The organism is Flavobacterium tructae, from assembly GCF_002217475.1.
In the GTDB taxonomy this organism is placed as follows: domain Bacteria; phylum Bacteroidota; class Bacteroidia; order Flavobacteriales; family Flavobacteriaceae; genus Flavobacterium; species Flavobacterium tructae.
Map to the genome: position 1 here is coordinate 89,681 of NZ_MUHH01000033.1, position 18,494 is coordinate 108,174.

Consider the following 18,494-nt stretch of genomic DNA (forward strand, 5'->3'; position numbering starts at 1 on the left):
GAAGCTTAAAAATTTAATTGTGCTGTTCCTGAAATACTTTCAATAAAAGTTTAGGATCGATTATAGCATTGGGTGCTTTTTTCATTAAATCGAGAACACGTCTGGTTGCAATGGGATTCAAACCCATTTCGATCGCAATTTGCTGTATGGCTTTGGCTTCTTTTTCATGCAAGATACCATCGCAATACATAATCAGCGCCAGTCGATAAAATTGCTGAATGCGCTGAAACTCCGATTTTATAACTGAACCGGCACTTTCCTGATGAAATAAATCACGAAAAACATCGGGACTAATATTTAATTCCTGCGCTACCAGCCACAAAAACTCATACTCTCTTTTATGCAACTGTCCGTCAACGGTAGAGAAAGCAATCATTTCTAAAAGTAAACTTATCTTTTCGGCTTCGGTATTCATCAATTTATTATTTTTAGCTAAAATATTGTTTTTAACTCTAAAACGCAACAGTACTCATGATTAGGAGGTTTTTCTTTTTTATTTTCTTGTGGGTAACCGCCGTCGCAAGCGCACAAGAGAGTACTGCTTCAAAAAACGTATCTGCCTTTACAATCGAAGCTCCTCAGCTAAAAACAACTAAAAAAATATGGATTTATCTTCCTGACGGATATGCCGCCTCGGCCAAAAAGAGATACAGCGTGATTTACATGCACGATGCCCAAAATTTGTTTGATGGTAAAACTTCGTACGCAGGCGAATGGAATGTAGATGAAAAACTGGACAGTCTGAAAGCCCCCGTAATCGTAGTAGGCATTGAACATGGAAATGACAAACGTTTAAATGAATTAACTCCGTATAAAAATGAAAAATACGGCGGTGGTGATGCCGATAATTATCTTGATTTTATTGTAAAAACGCTAAAACCTTATATCGACCAAAATTACAGAACCAAAACTAAGGCCAAAAACACCCTGATTATGGGAAGTTCATTAGGCGGATTGGTTTCGTACTATGCCGTGTTAAAATATCCCGAAATCTTCGGAAAAGCAGGTGTATTCTCGCCATCCTTCTGGTTTTCAAAAAACATTTATACTTTGACAGAACAAACTCCGAAAGTCAAAACTAAAATTTACTTTTTATGCGGAGACAAAGAAAGTGACGATATGGTAAGCGATATGACAAAAATGGAACGTCTTCTGGACACTAAGCGTTGCTATTGCCTTCATCTCACCAAATCTAAAATTGTAAAAGGCGGCGAACATAATGAAAAACTCTGGCGTGATGGTTTCGCAAAAGCAATAATCTGGCTGGGCTATTAAATAAAAAACAGACTTATGGAATTAATCTTAAGAGAATACAATTTAAAACTCAAACATACTTTTACCATTTCCAGAGAATCGATTGATTTTCAGCCTTCACTGATTGTGGAGCTTAAAAGCGATGGTTTTTCAGGTTTTGGAGAAGCCACTTCAAATCCGTATTACAAAACAACTGTTCCCGTAATGATTCAGGATTTAGAAAAAATCCGAAGTATTATCGAAAGTACAACCACTGAAACTCCTGAAGTTTTCTGGTCTAAAATCTATCCGTATTTAAAAGAGGACATGTTTGCTTTATGTGCTTTAGACATGGCTTATAATGACTTGTACGCACGCAAAAAAGGCAAGAAATTATATGAATTATGGAATTACTCTACAGAAAAAAATCCGCTTACAGATTACACCATTGGTATTGCCTCTATCGAAAAAATGGTTTCAAAAATGCAGGAACTTCCCTGGCCTATTTACAAAATTAAACTGGGTACCAAAGAAGACATTGCTATTGTAAAAGAGCTTCGAAAACATACCGATGCCATTTTCAGAATCGATGCCAATTGCGGCTGGGATGTTGAGGAAACCATAAACAACGCCATTGAGCTCAAAAAACTAGGGGTGGAATTCCTCGAGCAGCCCATGAAAGCCGATGACTGGGAAGCCCATAAGGAAGTTTTTAAACATTCGGTCTTACCTGTAATAGCCGACGAAAGCTGCATTATTGAAGAAGATGTCCTAAAATGTTTCAATCATTTTCATGGCGTAAATGTAAAGCTTGTAAAATGCGGAGGTCTGACTCCCGGAAAACGCATGATCGAAGAAGCCAAAAAATTAGGACTCAAAACGATGGTGGGCTGCATGACCGAATCGACTGTGGGAATCTCGGCTATTGCCCATTTGCTCCCTCAGCTGGATTATGTGGATATGGACGGAGCCTTACTTCTAGCCCAGGATATTGCCACCGGAGTAACCATAAAAAATGGTGTAATTCATTATTCCGATCTTAACGGCACCGGAGTAACCTTAATCTAATTTTTATGAACGTAGACCAATTTCCGGACAGAACTATTGAAATCAATCAGGAGCAATACTTGTATTTTGGTGGAACTGCTTATTTGGGATTGCCCACCAATAATCCTTTTCAGGAATTGGTCATTCAAAATATACGAAAATGGGGAACTACTTACGGCAGCTCCCGCAATGCCAATATAAAACTAACGGCTTATGAAAATGGTGAAGCTTTTCTCGCCCGTCACATACAGGCCGAAAGTGCTGTTACGGTGTCATCGGGAATGCTGGCCGGAAAATTAGTTACGGAACAATTGACTAAAACCACCGATTGTTTCTTTCATTTTTCAGATCTGCATACCGCAATTAAAACACCTAACAGTTTACCAATATTTTTGAACCATCAAATACATCCACGTCTGACAGATTCTAAAGCAGAGAAAATCACTATTCTTACTGACGGAGTTCCTTCCTATCAAACCAAAGCTGTTGATTTATCTGTTTTAAAGGAAATTCCAAGTCATAAAGAAGTCACTTTAATTATCGATGAATCACATTCGTTTGGAATTTTAGGAAAAAATGGTTGCGGAATTTATTCACAGATCAACCTTCCCATTAAACGCAAAATTATGGTTTCGTCTCTGGGAAAAGCGTTCGGCTTAAATGGCGGTGTTATTGCCAGTGATACTTCTTTCATCGATCAGATAAAAAATACGGATACTTTTATATCGGCTGCCGGAATGAATCCCGCTTTTGTTCAGACGCTGGCCGATGCATCCGATATTTATCATGTTCAGCATCAAAAATTAATGGAGAATCTACATTATCTGGATACAAAACTTATCAAAAGCAAGCATATAAAATTTGATAAAACGTATCCTTTGATTTACATTGAAATGGAACGCATAACGGATATTCTTAGAGAAAATAAAATTATTATCGCCAATTTCAGATATCAAAAAAATTCGAGAGATATTAATCGAATTGTAATTACAGCCCATCACACTAAAGATGATTTAGACCAGGTAATTGAAATTTTGAATCAAAGCAAAAGCGTATAAAAAAACAGCTCTGATCAAAAAATCAGAGCCGCTTTAGTTTTTATTTATCCCACCAAACCGGTGTGACCATTGATTTAAAGTTTAATTCATAATTTGCTTTATTCGCGTTTCTTTCGTTAGTTGAATAAATAAATCTTCTTATCCATTTTCCTCCATTAGCAGGATCAGCGGCTTTTGGCAGGGCTAATCCCGGAAAAACGTTTGTAGAAAAATCATATCTTCTGTAATCATTAAATGTTTCGCAGTTCAAATAGAGTACTATATTTTTTTGCCTCATAATATCTTTCAACTGTAAACTGGCGGCACCTTTATTAATAGAAGCATCTCCTAAATAAGCATTTTTATCAGGAGCGGAAACTCCCAATTTATCCATATTTGCCCCAATAGCATCCATATAGGCGCTATACCCTGTTGCATTTGTTCCTGTACTTGTCGCATTACCTCCATTTAAAATAAATTGTGCTTCAGCCTGCATTAGTTTAACTTCAGAAAAGGACAAAATAACAACTGGCGAATCTACTTTTGAATAATAAGAATACAACCCTATTTTAGCATTAGGTGCCGGTGTTCCTTTTGATCCCTGGCCAGGTTCTCCACCAATATAATTCCCCGGAACATTAGGATTTGGATCTTTAGGATTCACAACCCCATCTGTTACAGGATAACTCCTAAGATCAATCAGTAATGGCATTCTCGGATCCATTGTTACCGTTTTAAAAGCAAACGTGCTCCCGTTCATAAAACCAATAAATTGCTTGGTTATCAAATAAGATGCATTCCCGGTATTAAGTCCTAATTGATTATTATACCACGGATTGGTCTGTACTTTATTGTAAATCAATTGAAAATCATCTGCATTAGATGTTATTCCTTTTGCTAAATAAGAAACTACTGTACTGGCAGCAGTTGTTGCATTAATTTTTGATAAGTGCAGTGCATATCTCGCTTTAAAGCTATAGGCGGCTTTTATCCATTTTTCAACATTTCCGCCATAAACAAGGTCTTCTTTTCCAGGAGTAAAAGAGGATGTGTTAGGAGCCGATAAATTGGCAATTCCCTGATCTAACAGGTTGTTTATACCTTTGTAGACCTCTTCCTGGCGGTCATATTCCGGCTTAAAATTCTGTGATGCCAACGACGCCTGCGAAAAAGGTATATCTCCGTACAGATCCGTCAGTAATCCAAAATTTACTGCTTGTAAAATTTGAACAATGCCCTTGTAATGTGATGATTTTGTTTCATCGGCTTTATCGGCTACTTCTTTCAGATTTCCTAAAGCTTTTACATACACCGAAGACCAGTAACTATCTAAGGATTCTTCGTAATGATTGTCTACCCCTACTGACGAATTAAGTGCAGAGGAAGTATATTGCGTTAGTAAAGAAACTCTGGTCGCGGCCGAGTATTGAGCATCAAATGTGTAGTAAATTGCAGGCCCCAATAGATCTTTTAGATTCTTATTCGCATCAGGTATTACATTTCCCGGTGTATTTACATCAAAATAATCATCGCTACAGCTATAAGTTGTCAGGGCAATGATTATGATCAGGAATATTTTGAGTATATTTTTCATCTTTTATAAATTAAAATCCTAGATTAATACTAAATGAGTATGATTGTGTAAGCGGAGTGGTCAAACCCGTAAATCCGTAAACATTGGTACCGGCACTGTAGCTGGAACCTTCCGGATCAAAGCCATCAAATGGCGTCCAGATCAGGAAATTACTACCCGATACCGTAAAAGACAAATTAGAAACACCAATGGTTTTTAATGCTTCTTTGGTCATATTATAAGTAACCGACACATTTCTGAGCTTAAACCAGGAGGCATCCTGTATAAGAGCATCTGCAGCTGTATTGTAAATCGTATTGTTATAATAATTGTTGCGTAACGATTTATTTATAGGGATGTCGTTAGGTACATATCCTCCCGCTCCATCCGATTTTACACCGTCTAAAACAGCAGTTTCGCTTCTGTCAGCAGTAACTCCCAAAACACCATTTCTAATTCCGTTTCTTCTGGCTGTATCATACGCATCTCCGCCTTTTTTATATTCCAGCAAAAAACCGATATCAAAATTTTTAATTTTGAAGGTATTGTTTAGAGTAGCTACCCAGTCCGGAAAAGCCTCGCCAATCTTACCTATTGCTATGGCACCCGTACTTGTTTTATTAAAAACAGGCAATCCGTTTGCACCAATCACTACTTTACCGTCTACTCGTTGCCAGGACTGGCCATAAAGTGTTCCCGCTGCATCACCCAAACGTACTTGTGAAGTTATATTGGTAGCCTGAGAGTCATATCCGAAAATAATATTTTCAAAAGGCAATTCTGTAACTTTAGTTTTGTATTGTGTAAAATTTAGCGTAGATGTCCAGCTGAACTTTGGATTTTTAAACCAATCTGCACCTAAAGTCAATTCGTTTCCTGTTGTTTTTAAAGATCCCCCATTGTCCCAAAATGCCGTAATTGAAGAGGATTTCGGCACAATTCTTTGAATAATCTGATCATCACTAACTCTGTTAAAATAAGTGTATTCCAATCGTATTCTATCTCTAAAAAAACGTAAATCTGTACCTATTTCCCAAGTAGATATAATTTCGGCTTTCAAATTTGGATTGGCATCAACAGATGTAGCAGATACTCCTCCAACTCCGTTGAATGGAAAATTTACATCTTTTATATTTTTTCTAAAGATCGCAAACGGAGGCGTTTTTCCGCTTTGTGCCCAGGAGGTTCTTAATTTTCCATAAGACAAAACAGACTTGTTTTGGTCTATCAAATCTCCAAAAAGAAAAGACAAATTCGCAGAGTAATAATCAAATTTATTATTCTTTACCGGCAAAGTAGATACCTGATCGTATCGCCCCGTAACCCCCAGATAAATAATTTCTTTATAATCGGCTTTTGCTTCAAAAAAATTACCCACGTTTCTTACACGCTCTTCACCCGAATTATACGCAAACAAATTGGTCGCATTAGAAATATTATTAAAATCTGTAATAAAAATTCCTTCTCCTCTTACATTAGAATAGGTGTTTTTGGTATCCAAAATTTGATTTCCTAAAGTAAGGGTGGTATTAAAATTTCCGAATTTTTTATTGGCCGTGATCACAAAACTGGAATTAAGTCCCGTAAAGCCAATATTTTCATCCAGAATAAAACCATTTACAGCTGTTCCCACATCAAGATTAGCAGGAACATATCGGTTTCTCGTTTCAGAATAATTATCTACACTAGCTCTATACACAAAGTTTAACCATGAAGTTGCCTGGTAATTAAAATCGGTCGAAGCAATAATACGATTTACATCATCTTTTAGATTACTTACAGAGGTAAAATATCTTGGCTGATCGATAATACCATTTGTATAATCTTTTTCTTTACCGGCAGCGGTAAGATAATCATTTACATCAATAGAGGGTGACCAATATGCCAGAGAACTCATCACCGATTTGTCTCCATTATTAGATCTTATACCTCCGGATTTTGTATAAGCAAAAGAAGACCCTATTCTAAATTTTTCAGAAATCTGATACCCTCCATTTGCTTTGAAAGTTTTTCTTTGGTAAGAAGTATTCGGTACAATACCATCATCTTTACTGGTAGAAGCAGATACAAAATAATTGATTTTCTCTGTTCCTCCGCTCACACTCACGCCTAAGTTTTGAGTCACACCTGTTTTAAAGAAATCTTTATAAAAATTTCTGTATTTAATTCCTGCACCATCTGAACTGGAATATTCCGGTCCAAAACTCCAGAATCCTCCCGGGCTTGCAGGATTTACCCATTCAAAACCACTAGCGCTATCCGACACTGTACTTTTTACATAAGAAGCTCCGTTTAAACCTTCTCTGTATTTGGATTGCAGCTCCGGATAATGATTTACCTCACTAAAAGAAATACTGGAATTGATATTAATTTTTGGTTTTCCTTCTTTCCCTCTTTTGGTAGTGATAATAATCACGCCATTACCGGCCAAAATACCATACAATGCTGTAGCGCCGGCTCCTTTAAGAACGGTGTAGCTTTCTATATCTTCCGGATTGATATCTATTGCTCTGTTAGAAAATGAAAACTGTTCTCCGCTACTCACAGAATTAGAACCTTTGGAGGGAGCTACATTTCCTATAGCCGTAGAATTGTTTACTGGGTTCCCATCAATAATAATCAAAGGCTGATTATTGTTAGACGGATCTAAAGAAGAAACACCACGAATAACAATATCTACACCTGCACCAACTCCTCCGGAAGTTTTACTTATGGTTACTCCCGCTACTCCTCCCTGCAAACTTTCAAGAGCATTTAATTGGCCCGGTCTTTCGATATCTGAGGCCTTCAAAGTCTGGCTGGCATAACCCAAAGATTTTGTTTTATTTTTTATACCAAAAGCAGTTACCGTCACTGCATCCAACTCTTTAGAATCCGGATTCATTTTTACATTCAAAATACTTCCCGTTACAGTAGTTTCATTCATTTTGTACCCAACGAACGAAAATAGTAAGACTGATCCTTTATTTACGCTAATGGAAAAATCCCCGTCTAAACCAGAAGTAGTAGTATTGGATGTTCCTTTTTCCAGGATATTTACACCTGGCATTGAAACTCCCCTCTCATCTGTTACGCTTCCTTTTACCGTTATTTTTTGTGCAAACAGAATACCAGAAGTAAGTAAGAACAAAACGAAGGAAAAGGTAAAATTCTTTTGTTTCATAAATTTTAGTTAAAAGTGGTTAATAATTTGGTTTGTTAGACCTGTAATTTACACACTTTATTTTACTAAAATTCGTTTTCATATTAAAATTCAAAGATATTTCTTATAAATATATTTTGCTTTATTTAGAAGATGAGAGTCTAATCGAAATGCCGGAAGCAAACAAAATTCTTATTTCCAATTTCAGATATCAAAAAAATTCGATTTAGATCAATTAATAGATCTCTTAAACGATTGTGATTTTAAATAAAAGCGAAAGAACCTGCCACGAATACACTAATTTTCACTAGTTATACTGCGCTCCAATTTTAATTATTACAGTTCGGTGTAAAAAAAAATTAAAACGCCCTGTGTCATAATAATTACTTTTAAAATGTACCTTTGTAAAAAATTAAGTGCATAGTTTGTGATTCCTACGAAGATTGTAGGAACTTGAAACTTAAAACAAACTTGAAACTAAAAATCAAAAAATGACAAACAACGATATCCTAAAAAAACTTCGCGTGGCTTTGATGCTCCGTGACGACCAAATAGTAGAAATTTTAGAATTAGTAGATTTCAGAATTTCAAAATCAGAATTGGGCGCTTTTTTTAGAGCTGAAGATCACCCAAATTTTATGGAATGTGGTGATCAGGTTTTACGTAATTTCTTAAACGGACTGGTAATTCATTTAAGAGGAACGAAAGAAAATCCTAAAAACCCAAATGATGTTTTAGCCAAACACAAAGCTCAGATTCCAAAGAAAGACAGCACAAAGGACAGACCTGAATTTAAAGCTGCTCCTAAAGATTCTGAAAGAGCAAGAGGCGATCAAAGTCCATCAAAATCAAGTTCAGCTGATAAAAGACCTAAGAAGAAAGAGTTTCCAAAAGGCAATGGAAAACCAGTAGTGGTAGAAAAAGTAGTATATAAAAACGGTAAGAATAAAAAGTAGTTTTTTTTACCGCAAGGAGTGCTTTTTACCGCAAAGAGCGCAAGGATTTTTTAATTCTAAGAATCTATACAACCGCAAAGTTCGCAAAGCTTTATCTATATATAGCTTTGCGAACTTTGCGTTTATTAAGCACAATCTAAGAAAAAAACTTTGCGAACTTAGCGGTTACTAAGCCCAATCTAAAAAAAACTTTGCGCCCTTTGCGGTTACTAAGCACAATCTAAGAAAAAAACTTTGCGCTCCTTGCGGTTACTAAACGCAATCTAAGAAAAAACTTTGCGCCCTTTGCGGTTAAATTTTATTCTCCTCTATTTTATCAAAAAAAGCATCTTTAAAAGTAGCCCCAATCGGGAGTTCTTTCCCCTTCGTAAAAACAGAAAAATTATCTGTTGACTCAATATGTTTTAAAGCTACGACATACGATTTATGAATTTGAACAAACCCTTTTTCGGGCAATGATTCAACAACATTCTTTAAGGACGAATGTGTAATAATTTGTTGGTTGCAAGTATGAATACAAACATAATTCTGAAGACTTTCTACATATAAAATCTCCTCTAAAAACAATTTTACAAATTTATTTTTTCCATCAGTTTTAATAAAAATAAATTCAGCCGAATTGTTATTCGATACAACTTCTGTTTTTGAATCCCCATTTAGTTTGGAAACCGCCTGATAAAACCGTTCAAAAGCGATTGGTTTTAGTAAATAATCTACAGCATTCAATTCAAATCCCTCCAAAGCAAAATCGGGATAAGCCGTTGTAAAAATCACTTTTATCTCTTTCGAAATGATTCTGGAAAGCTGTAAACCTGTTAATTGCGGCATCTGAATATCCAGAAAAATAACATCAACACTATGTGTATTTAGAAATTCTAATGCTTTCAACGCATCATTGAAAACAGCTGTTTTTTCTAAAAAAGATACTTTCCCGATATAATTTTCCAGAATACGCGTTGCCGGCGGTTCATCATCAACAATGATACACTTCAATTTCATATTACTTTTTTAATGGTATTTTTAAATAGGTTTTAAAGGTATTCTTTTCTGCTATTTTCTCGAGTGTAAACTCACCTTTATAAGCATGCTCTAAACGTTTGCTAAGATTATCAAAACCAATTCCGGTTGAAGAATAATTTTCGCCTGCACCATTATAGTTAAAGGTTGACAGCTCTAAAAAATTTTCTTTTATTACGATAGCAATAACCGCTTTCTCCTCTTCTTTATTCAGTTTTCCGTGCTTGAATACATTTTCAATAAAATGCACCAGCACCGACGGAAGAATCTTTTCTGTTGCATAATCACCATCAATTACAAAATCCAGGTAAAGCTGATCTTCAAATCTTTTTTTCTGCAAATGAATGTAGTTTTCTACAAACTGAATTTCTTTAGAAATCAATACCTCATCTTTCTCCGTTTCTGTAATGACATAACGCAGTAAATCCGAAAGTACCAAAATATCCGAAGCCATTTCATCCTCTTTCAAAACCAACTGACTGTAAAAGGAATTTAAGGTGTTAAACAAAAAATGCGGACTCACCTGCGATTTCAACATTTGGAGCTCTGCCTTTTTATTTTCTAATACTAATTCCTGATTTTGTTTTTGCGTTTCCTGAAAATGAAAGAACAAATACGCCAAACTGCTCAAAATAACGGCAGGCAGGCCAAAGAAAAAATTATCCTTGATATAATAGCCTATCTCTCTTGTTTCTTTTGCATAATTATGAATTCCTGTGAGCTCATATACGATCACTTCCTGAACGAAATACCGTATTGCTGCAAAAATTAACAGAGAGACAGGAATACTCATCACATAAAAAAGAATCTTCCTTCTGTTTAAAAACCATTTGCAAAAAGTATAAAAGTTTAAGAGGTAGACGATGAAGATTACCAACACAAAACTAATGTTAAACATATAAGAAATCCTGTTGAAGACTAGCTCCATGTCCCGATTGTTAACACCAATATCCCAAAGGTTTAAGGTGATAAACAATCCTAAAAAAAGAAAGATGTGATAGGAAAATGGAATTTTTAGCTTCATAATAACCGTATTGTCCTTTCAAAAATACGACTATGACTTCAGATGAATACTATATTTATACGAAACCTCCATTTTGGATGACAAACTATCAAAATCGATACACCAAATTTTTCAACCGCTGATTTTCAAGGTTTGTAATTTGAAATTTGACGTTTATCAAAAACTAAAATTTCACCTGAAAAGCTATTCTACATTTGTCCTGAATTTAAAAACCAATCATCATGAAAAAAATCACCTTACTATTACTTGCTGTTATCGCATTTAATACCGTTTCCGGACAGTCAAAGAAAAAACAAATACTTTTACTTGGAACCTTCCATTTTGAAAACCCGGGGCTTGACGTTGCTAAAGTAAATACCTTTAATGTAATGTCAGACAAAAGCCAGAAAGAACTGGAAAACATTACGAATAAAATTAAAAAGTTTGGTCCGAGCAAAATTTTTGTAGAATGGAATTATCAAAGACAAGACAAACTGGACAAATTCTACAATAGAAATACAGACAGTTTACTTCATAAACAATCAGATGAAATTGTACAAGTCGCATTAAGATCAGCTAAAAAATTAGGTCATAAAAAGTTATATGGCATTGATTACAACAACACCGACTTTCCATACGATAGTCTCGTAAAAGGAATGACAGCCGCCGGCCAGTTTGATTTAATCAAAAAGAATGAAGAAACTATGAAATATTATGAGAAGAGTCAAAATGAAAAAATTGCTAAATATTCACTGACTGAACTGCTGTTAGACATCAATACCAAAAAATCGAATGAAGACAATATTGGCTGGTATGTTGAAACGGCTACTAAAGGAGGTAAAACAGATGATTTTGTTGGTGCTTACTTAGTTTCGGAATGGTACAGAAGAAACCTTTATATGTATGCTTTAATTCAAAAACTAACCGAAAGTAAAGACGACAAAATAATGGTTTTATTAGGCGCCGGACATACGGCTATGATCAGGGAATTTGTTGAACACAATCCTGATTTTGAAATTATAGAACTGGCAACGGTTTTGAAATAGTCAGGGATCATTTAACCTCAAAGGGCGCTAAGAATTTAACTTAGGATTGTCAATAGAAACGCAAAGTTCGCAAAGCTATTTGTTCAAAAAAGCCACGAATTCACGAATTTTTATTCTCAAAGATTATAAAAAATAATTCGTGAATTCGTGGCTAAAAAACTTTGCGAACTTTGCGTAATTCTTTGCGTGCTTTACGGTTATAAAACAAAAAAAATCCACTCCTTTCGGAATGGATTTTCTATATCAATTGATTTCTTATTTAATTAAGAAAGAGCAGCTTTAACTTGGTCAGCAGCTTCCTGAAATTGAACAGCTGATAAAATTGGCATACCTGAGTTGTCAATTAATTCTTTTGCAATTTCAGCATTTGTTCCTTGCAAACGAACGATAATTGGCACATTGATAGCATCACCCATGTTTTTGTAAGCATCAACAACACCTTGAGCAACACGGTCACAACGAACGATTCCTCCGAAGATATTGATCAAAATAGCTTTTACGTTTGGATCTTTTAAGATGATACGGAAAGCTGTTTCAACACGTTTAGCATCAGCAGTTCCACCAACGTCTAAGAAGTTAGCAGGCTCAAAACCAGCATATTTAATTAAATCCATAGTTGCCATTGCAAGACCAGCTCCGTTTACCATACAACCTACAGTACCGTCAAGATCTACATAGTTCAATCCTACTTCTTTAGCTTCAACCTCGATTGGATTCTCCTCACGGATATCTCTCATCTCAGCATATTTTGGTTGTCTGTATAAAGCGTTATCGTCGATATTAACTTTAGCGTCAACAGCAAGAATTTTGTTATCTGAAGTTTTCAAAACCGGGTTGATTTCGAACATAGATGCATCAGAACCAACGTAAGCGTTGTATAAAGCATCGATGAATTTCACCATTTCTTTAAAAGCATTTCCAGTAACACCTAAGTTAAAAGCAATTCTTCTTGCCTGAAAACCTTGTAATCCAACAGTTGGATCAATTTCTTCTGTAAAGATTAAGTGCGGTGTATGCTCAGCAACTTCTTCGATATCCATTCCACCTTCAGTAGAATACATAATCATGTTACGTCCTGTACCTCTATTCAATAAAACAGAAACATAAAACTCAGAAGTTTCGCTTTCACCAGGATAGTAAACATCTTCAGCAACTAAAACTTTGTTTACTTTTTTACCCTCAGCAGAAGTTTGAGGAGTAATCAATTGCATTCCGATGATTTGTTCAGCAATTTCTTCAACTTGTTGCAAGTTTTTAGCCAACTTCACTCCACCACCTTTTCCACGTCCACCTGCGTGAATTTGTGCTTTTATCACATGCCATCCTGTACCAGTTTCGGCAGTTAATTGTTTTGCAGCAGCCACAGCTTCAACCGCATTGTTAGCCACAATTCCGCGTTGAATGCGTACTCCGTAACTTGCTAAAATTTCTTTTCCTTGATATTCGTGTATGTTCATAATATAGAATTTGTCTGGTTCTGAATTTATTTCAGAATAAAAGTGCGACAAAAGTAGCAAAAATCAACTTAATAGTAAAATCTTTTTCAATTAAAAAACGAGAGTGATATGCACGAAACGTTTATTCTTTTTGAAAGCAAAGAAATGGTTAAATAAATAATTTGTTAATATTAACTAGAAACCACTAAAACGTTTGATATTTAACAAAAATACCACCGTATTTGTTAGCCTTACAGCGATTTTTCATACTATATTTTAGTCTGTATTGTCATTTTAATAATTCGCAATGGCTAAAAAAACATTATTATCAATTAAGAAGTCTTTTTCTAATATTACAACAAAAATAAAAGCAAAACAGCTATTTCAATACATTATATTTAACGAAATCTCTATTTTTGCAAAAAAAATATCAAGAATGAAAGTTAAAGAACAAGGGCTTTATTTGCCTGAATTTGAACACGACAATTGTGGTGCAGGATTTATTTGTAATTTGAATGGTATTAAATCAAATGATATTATTCACAAAGCATTGGATATCTTAATAAAATTGGAACATCGTGGTGCAGTTAGTTCTGATGGAAGAACTGGAGACGGAGCTGGAATTTTATTCGACATACCACATGATTTTTTTAAAAAAGTATGTGATTTTGAAATCCCTGAAACACGCGAGTATGCAGTAGGAATGGTTTTTTTACCAAAAAGCAAAAACCAGGTTTCTTTTTGTATGAACGCTTTCGAATCGACTATTAAGGATCAAAATTTAAAGATTCTGGGTTGGAGAGATGTACCGGTTGAAGTAGAAAATTTAGGGCAAATCGCCGCAGAAAAAGAACCAACAGTTAAACAGGTTTTTGTTAGCAAAAACGGTCAGGATTTAACTGAAAATGAATTTAATGCAAAACTTTTTGCAGCTAGAAAAATTGCCGAACATGCCATTAGAGGATCTAAAACCTCCGAAAGCCATATGTTTTATTTCTCTAGTTTATCGACAACTACCATAATATATAAAGGTCTCTTGATGCCGGAAGACATCAGCCGTTATTATGTTGACTTAAAAGATCCAGATTTAGTGACTCGTTTGGCATTAGTGCACCAACGTTTCTCTACCAATACATTCCCATCCTGGGACTTAGCACAGCCGTTTAGATACATGTGTCACAACGGTGAAATCAACACGCTTCGCGGAAACGTTAGCCGTATGCGCGCCCGTGAAGAATTGATGCAAAGCAAAATTTTTGGCGATGATATCAAAAAACTATTTCCAATTATCTTAGAAGGAAAATCAGATTCTGCTTCTATGGATATGGTAGTAGAGCTTTTATTAATGACAGGACGTTCCTTACCGGAAGCCATGATGATGGTGGTTCCGGAAGCCTGGGAAAAACACCAGACCATGTCTCCGGAGAAAAAAGCCTTCTACGAGTTTAATGCTTGTATTATGGAACCTTGGGATGGCCCTGCCTCTATTCCGTTTACAGACGGTAACGTCATTGGTGCGTTATTAGATCGTAACGGATTACGTCCATCCCGTTATACCTTAACCAAAAGCGGTTTTGTAATCATGTCATCAGAAATTGGTGTTTTGGATATCGATCCTGAAGATGTGATTCAGCACGGTCGTTTAGAGCCCGGGAAAATGTTCCTGGTAGATATGAACGAAGGCCGTATTATTGAAGACGACGAGGTAAAGAAATCAATCGTTACCAAACGTCCTTACAAAGAATGGATCGATGCTAACTTATTGCCTTTATCTAAAATACCCTATACGAATAACCCAACTCCGGTTGAGAAACTGGATTTCTTAACCAGACAAAAATTATTTGGCTATACGATTGAAGATTTAAAAACCATCATTAACCCAATGGGAGGTCAGGGAGCTGAAGCCATCAGTTCTATGGGTAACGATACGCCTTTGGCTGTTTTATCAGACCAGCCACAATTGTTGTACAACTACTTCAAGCAATTGTTTGCACAGGTGACTAACCCGCCTTTAGACGGTATTCGTGAGGAGATCATTACTGATATCAGTTTAGCCATTGGCGGTGATTTCAATATCTTTGAAATTGAATCTAAGCAGTGTAAAAAACTAAAAATCCAAAATCCGGTTATTTCCAATGAGGATTTGGATAAAATCAGAAACATTGACCACGTTGATTTCAAATCGGCTACTATTTCTACCTTATATAAAATAGAAAAAGGAGTTAACGGACTGGAGCGTGCACTTGAAAAATGCGTTGAGGCAACTTTTAAAGCCGTTTCTGAAGGATGCAATGTCATTATTTTATCAGACCGAGGAGTAAGTGAAGAACTGGCTCCAATACCAATGTTACTGGCTTGTTCGTACATTCATCACTCTTTAAACATTTTACAGGTTCGTTCAAAATTCGGAATCATAATCGAATCTGCAGAGCCTCGTGAGCCGCATCATTTTGCTTTATTGTTCGGATACGGAGCAAGTGCGATCAATCCTTACATGGTAAATGAAATTATTCATGATCAGGTGAATCAGGGCTTTATTAAAGGAGTAAAAGCAGATTATGCGATTGTAAATTACAACAAAGCCATTGCAAAAGGAATCGTTAAAATCATGAACAAAATTGGTATCTCTACTTTACATTCGTACAGAGCTGCACAGATTTTCGAGATTTTAGGTCTAAACAAAACTTTTACTTCAAAATACTTCCCTTACACCCCATCACGAATTGAAGGAATTGGTTTGATGGAAGTCGAAAAAGAAGTCAAGAAACGTTTCCAAAAAGCATTTCCAAATTCAAAAATTGCCAACTTACTTTCCCTTGAAATTGGAGGTATTTACAGATGGAGACGCGGTGGAGAGAAACACATGTTCAACCCGACCACTATTTCTAAATTACAACAGGCCGTTCGTTTAAACAGCCCTGAAAGCTATAAAGAATACTCCAACATGGTCAATGAGCAAAGCTCAAACCTAATGACTATCAGAGGTTTATTTGAATTCAATAATTTAGATCCAATTTCTATTGATGAAGTAGAATCATGGACTGAAATTGTGAAGAAATTCAAAACCGGAGCGATGTCTTACGGATCGATCAGTAGAGAAGCGCACGAGAATTTAGCGATTGCCATGAACAGAATTGGCGGAAAAAGTAATTCCGGAGAAGGTGGAGAAGATCCAAAACGTTTCCAGAAAGAAATTAACGGTGATTCGAGAAACAGCGCGATCAAACAAGTCGCATCGGGACGTTTTGGTGTTTCGATCAACTATTTGACCAACGCCAAAGAAATCCAGATTAAAATGGCTCAGGGAGCAAAACCGGGTGAAGGCGGACAGCTTCCTGGAGAAAAAGTAGTGCCCTGGATTGCCGAAACCAGAAACTCTACCCCTTATGTAGGTTTGATTTCGCCTCCGCCACACCACGACATTTACTCTATTGAAGATTTGTCTCAGTTGATTTACGACTTGAAAAATGCCAATCGTGAAGCTCGTGTCAATGTAAAATTAGTTTCTGAAGTTGGCGTTGGAACCATCGCAGCCGGTGTCGCCAAAGCAAAAGCTGACGTCATCTTAATTTCAGGTTATGACGGAGGAACCGGTGCTGCACCCTTAACGTCTTTACAGCACACTGGTATTCCATGGGAACTTGGATTAGCCGAAGCGCAACAAACTTTGATCTTGAACGATTTAAGAAGCCGTGTGGTTCTAGAATGTGACGGACAGTTAAAAACAGGTCGTGACGTAGCGATAGCCGCTTTATTAGGAGCAGAAGAATTTGGTTTTGCAACGGCTCCGCTGGTAGCCTCAGGATGTATCATGATGAGAGCTTGTCACTTGAATACCTGTCCGGTTGGTATTGCCACTCAGGATCCTGAATTGAGAAAAAATTTCAAAGGGACTCCGGAGCACGTCATCAACTTCATGTATTTTATTGCTGAAGAACTGCGAGAAATCATGGCGCAATTAGGTTTCAGAACTTTAAAAGAAATGGTGGGTCAGTCGCAAAAATTAAATGTGAACAAAGCGATCCAACATTACAAAGCCAATGGCTTAGACTTATCATCGATTCTGTACAAACCGGAAAAAGCCAAAACCGTTCCAAATCACAACACAACACAACAAGATCACCAGCTTGAAAATGTATTGGATTTTGATATCATTAAAGAAGCAATTCCTTCTATTTACAGAAAAGAAAAAACCAGAGTTACCTTTAAAATTAAAAATACAGACCGTTCTGTAGGTGCTATTTTGAGTAATGAAATCTCAAAAATTTATGGCGCACAAGGATTACCTGATGATACTATTTTAGTTGATTTTGAAGGTTCTGCAGGACAAAGTTTTGGTGCTTTTGCCACCAACGGATTGTCGTTTAAAATTCACGGAAACTGTAATGATTACTTAGGAAAAGGACTTTCAGGAGGAAAATTAATTGTAAAAGTACCTCCTACTGCCACTTTCAAACCCGAAGAAAATATCATTATCGGGAACGTTGCCCTTTACGGAGCTATTACCGGAGAGGCTTATATTAATGGAATTGCCGGAGAGCGTTTCTGTGTTAGAAATTCCGGAGCAACAGCAGTTGTTGAAGGAATTGGAGATCACGGATGCGAATACATGACGGGAGGTACAGTAGTTGTTTTAGGAAAAACAGGACGAAACTTCGCCGCAGGTATGAGCGGCGGTGTTGCTTATGTGTACGATCCGAATCAACAATTCGATGCAAGGGTATGCAACATGGAAATGGTTGCTTTTGATCCTATCGAAGACGAGGACGTGAGAAAACTAAGAAAACTGATCAAAAACCACTCTCTGTACACCAACAGTCCATTAGCCAAAAGAATTTTAGCAGACTGGGAAAATGAACAGCAAAATTTCGTAAAAGTAATGCCAACAGATTACAAAAAAGCATTACAACGAATTGCAGAAGAGAAAAAAATAGAAGAATTAATAGCGGGATAAAACATCAATTTCAAAAATCAAAAATCAATTTCAATGACAATGTCTTCCTG

12 protein-coding genes are annotated in these 18,494 nt (G+C 36.3%); 6 read left to right on the forward strand and 6 right to left on the reverse strand.

The window, feature by feature from the left end:
- Positions 1-13: 13 nt before the first annotated feature.
- A complete protein-coding gene (locus tag B0A80_RS15235; protein ID WP_017495447.1) occupies positions 14-415 on the reverse strand; it encodes a hypothetical protein in 402 nt (133 codons plus the stop codon).
- A gap of 56 nt (positions 416-471) precedes the next feature.
- On the opposite strand from B0A80_RS15235, the gene B0A80_RS15240 reads away from it, so the two are divergent.
- The 3 genes from B0A80_RS15240 to B0A80_RS15250 are packed head-to-tail and all read left to right on the forward strand — an operon-like array spanning position 472 to position 3,338.
- The gene (locus B0A80_RS15240) at positions 472-1,275 is read left to right on the forward strand and encodes an alpha/beta hydrolase (protein WP_089077799.1); all 804 of its coding nucleotides are present in this window, start codon (positions 472-474) and stop codon (positions 1,273-1,275) included.
- A gap of 15 nt (positions 1,276-1,290) precedes the next feature.
- Positions 1,291-2,301, forward strand: coding sequence for a dipeptide epimerase (locus tag B0A80_RS15245; protein ID WP_089077800.1), 1,011 nt, complete (start codon positions 1,291-1,293; stop codon positions 2,299-2,301).
- A gap of 5 nt (positions 2,302-2,306) precedes the next feature.
- Positions 2,307-3,338, forward strand: coding sequence for an aminotransferase class I/II-fold pyridoxal phosphate-dependent enzyme (locus B0A80_RS15250; RefSeq protein WP_089077801.1), 1,032 nt, complete (start codon positions 2,307-2,309; stop codon positions 3,336-3,338).
- Positions 3,339-3,378: 40 nt separating this feature from the next.
- Here the strand turns inward: B0A80_RS15250 and B0A80_RS15255 are convergent, their stop codons facing one another.
- Both B0A80_RS15255 and B0A80_RS15260 read right to left on the reverse strand, forming a co-directional pair.
- Complete coding sequence (locus B0A80_RS15255; protein WP_089077802.1) at positions 3,379-4,911, reverse strand: SusD/RagB family nutrient-binding outer membrane lipoprotein; 1,533 nt, start codon at positions 4,909-4,911, stop codon at positions 3,379-3,381.
- Between the two features lie 10 nt (positions 4,912-4,921).
- Entirely contained in the window at positions 4,922-8,053 is a 3,132-nt protein-coding gene (locus B0A80_RS15260; protein WP_089077803.1) for a SusC/RagA family TonB-linked outer membrane protein, read from the reverse strand.
- 470 nt (positions 8,054-8,523) lie between these two features.
- On the opposite strand from B0A80_RS15260, the gene B0A80_RS15265 reads away from it, so the two are divergent.
- A complete protein-coding gene (locus B0A80_RS15265; RefSeq protein WP_017495453.1) occupies positions 8,524-8,988 on the forward strand; it encodes a DUF1456 family protein in 465 nt (154 codons plus the stop codon).
- 291 nt (positions 8,989-9,279) lie between these two features.
- Here B0A80_RS15265 and B0A80_RS15270 read toward each other — a convergent pair whose 3' ends face one another.
- Both B0A80_RS15270 and B0A80_RS15275 read right to left on the reverse strand, forming a co-directional pair.
- Positions 9,280-9,987 carry a LytR/AlgR family response regulator transcription factor gene (locus B0A80_RS15270; protein ID WP_089077804.1) on the reverse strand — a complete coding sequence of 236 codons (708 nt, stop codon included), beginning with the start codon at positions 9,985-9,987 and terminating at the stop codon, positions 9,280-9,282.
- 1 nt (position 9,988) lies between these two features.
- On the reverse strand, positions 9,989-11,029 hold the full coding sequence (locus B0A80_RS15275; RefSeq protein WP_089077805.1) for a sensor histidine kinase: 1,041 nt from the start codon (positions 11,027-11,029) through the stop codon (positions 9,989-9,991).
- A 221-nt stretch (positions 11,030-11,250) separates the two neighbouring features.
- Between B0A80_RS15275 and B0A80_RS15280 the strand changes: the two genes are divergently transcribed.
- Positions 11,251-12,054, forward strand: coding sequence for a DUF5694 domain-containing protein (locus B0A80_RS15280; protein ID WP_089077806.1), 804 nt, complete (start codon positions 11,251-11,253; stop codon positions 12,052-12,054).
- Between the two features lie 263 nt (positions 12,055-12,317).
- On the opposite strand, the gene sucC is transcribed toward B0A80_RS15280, so the two are convergent.
- Entirely contained in the window at positions 12,318-13,511 is a 1,194-nt protein-coding gene (gene sucC / locus B0A80_RS15285; RefSeq protein WP_017495457.1) for an ADP-forming succinate--CoA ligase subunit beta, read from the reverse strand.
- Positions 13,512-13,926: 415 nt separating this feature from the next.
- Here sucC and gltB point away from each other — a divergent pair, with 415 nt between their 5' ends.
- Positions 13,927-18,444, forward strand: coding sequence for a glutamate synthase large subunit (gene gltB / locus B0A80_RS15290; RefSeq protein WP_026109875.1), 4,518 nt, complete (start codon positions 13,927-13,929; stop codon positions 18,442-18,444).
- Positions 18,445-18,494: the final 50 nt, after the last annotated feature.

What these genes read in the sequence shown, in the direction of transcription:
- B0A80_RS15235 (WP_017495447.1), bottom strand. Translation starts at nt 415, where the DNA reads ATGAATACCGAAGCCGAAAAGATAAGTTTACTTTTAGAAATGATTGCT.
- B0A80_RS15240 (WP_089077799.1), top strand. Translation starts at nt 472, where the DNA reads ATGATTAGGAGGTTTTTCTTTTTTATTTTCTTGTGGGTAACCGCCGTC.
- B0A80_RS15245 (WP_089077800.1), top strand. Translation starts at nt 1,291, where the DNA reads ATGGAATTAATCTTAAGAGAATACAATTTAAAACTCAAACATACTTTT.
- B0A80_RS15250 (WP_089077801.1), top strand. Translation starts at nt 2,307, where the DNA reads ATGAACGTAGACCAATTTCCGGACAGAACTATTGAAATCAATCAGGAG.
- B0A80_RS15255 (WP_089077802.1), bottom strand. Translation starts at nt 4,911, where the DNA reads ATGAAAAATATACTCAAAATATTCCTGATCATAATCATTGCCCTGACA.
- B0A80_RS15260 (WP_089077803.1), bottom strand. Translation starts at nt 8,053, where the DNA reads ATGAAACAAAAGAATTTTACCTTTTCCTTCGTTTTGTTCTTACTTACT.
- B0A80_RS15265 (WP_017495453.1), top strand. Translation starts at nt 8,524, where the DNA reads ATGACAAACAACGATATCCTAAAAAAACTTCGCGTGGCTTTGATGCTC.
- B0A80_RS15270 (WP_089077804.1), bottom strand. Translation starts at nt 9,987, where the DNA reads ATGAAATTGAAGTGTATCATTGTTGATGATGAACCGCCGGCAACGCGT.
- B0A80_RS15275 (WP_089077805.1), bottom strand. Translation starts at nt 11,029, where the DNA reads ATGAAGCTAAAAATTCCATTTTCCTATCACATCTTTCTTTTTTTAGGA.
- B0A80_RS15280 (WP_089077806.1), top strand. Translation starts at nt 11,251, where the DNA reads ATGAAAAAAATCACCTTACTATTACTTGCTGTTATCGCATTTAATACC.
- sucC (WP_017495457.1), bottom strand. Translation starts at nt 13,511, where the DNA reads ATGAACATACACGAATATCAAGGAAAAGAAATTTTAGCAAGTTACGGA.
- gltB (WP_026109875.1), top strand. Translation starts at nt 13,927, where the DNA reads ATGAAAGTTAAAGAACAAGGGCTTTATTTGCCTGAATTTGAACACGAC.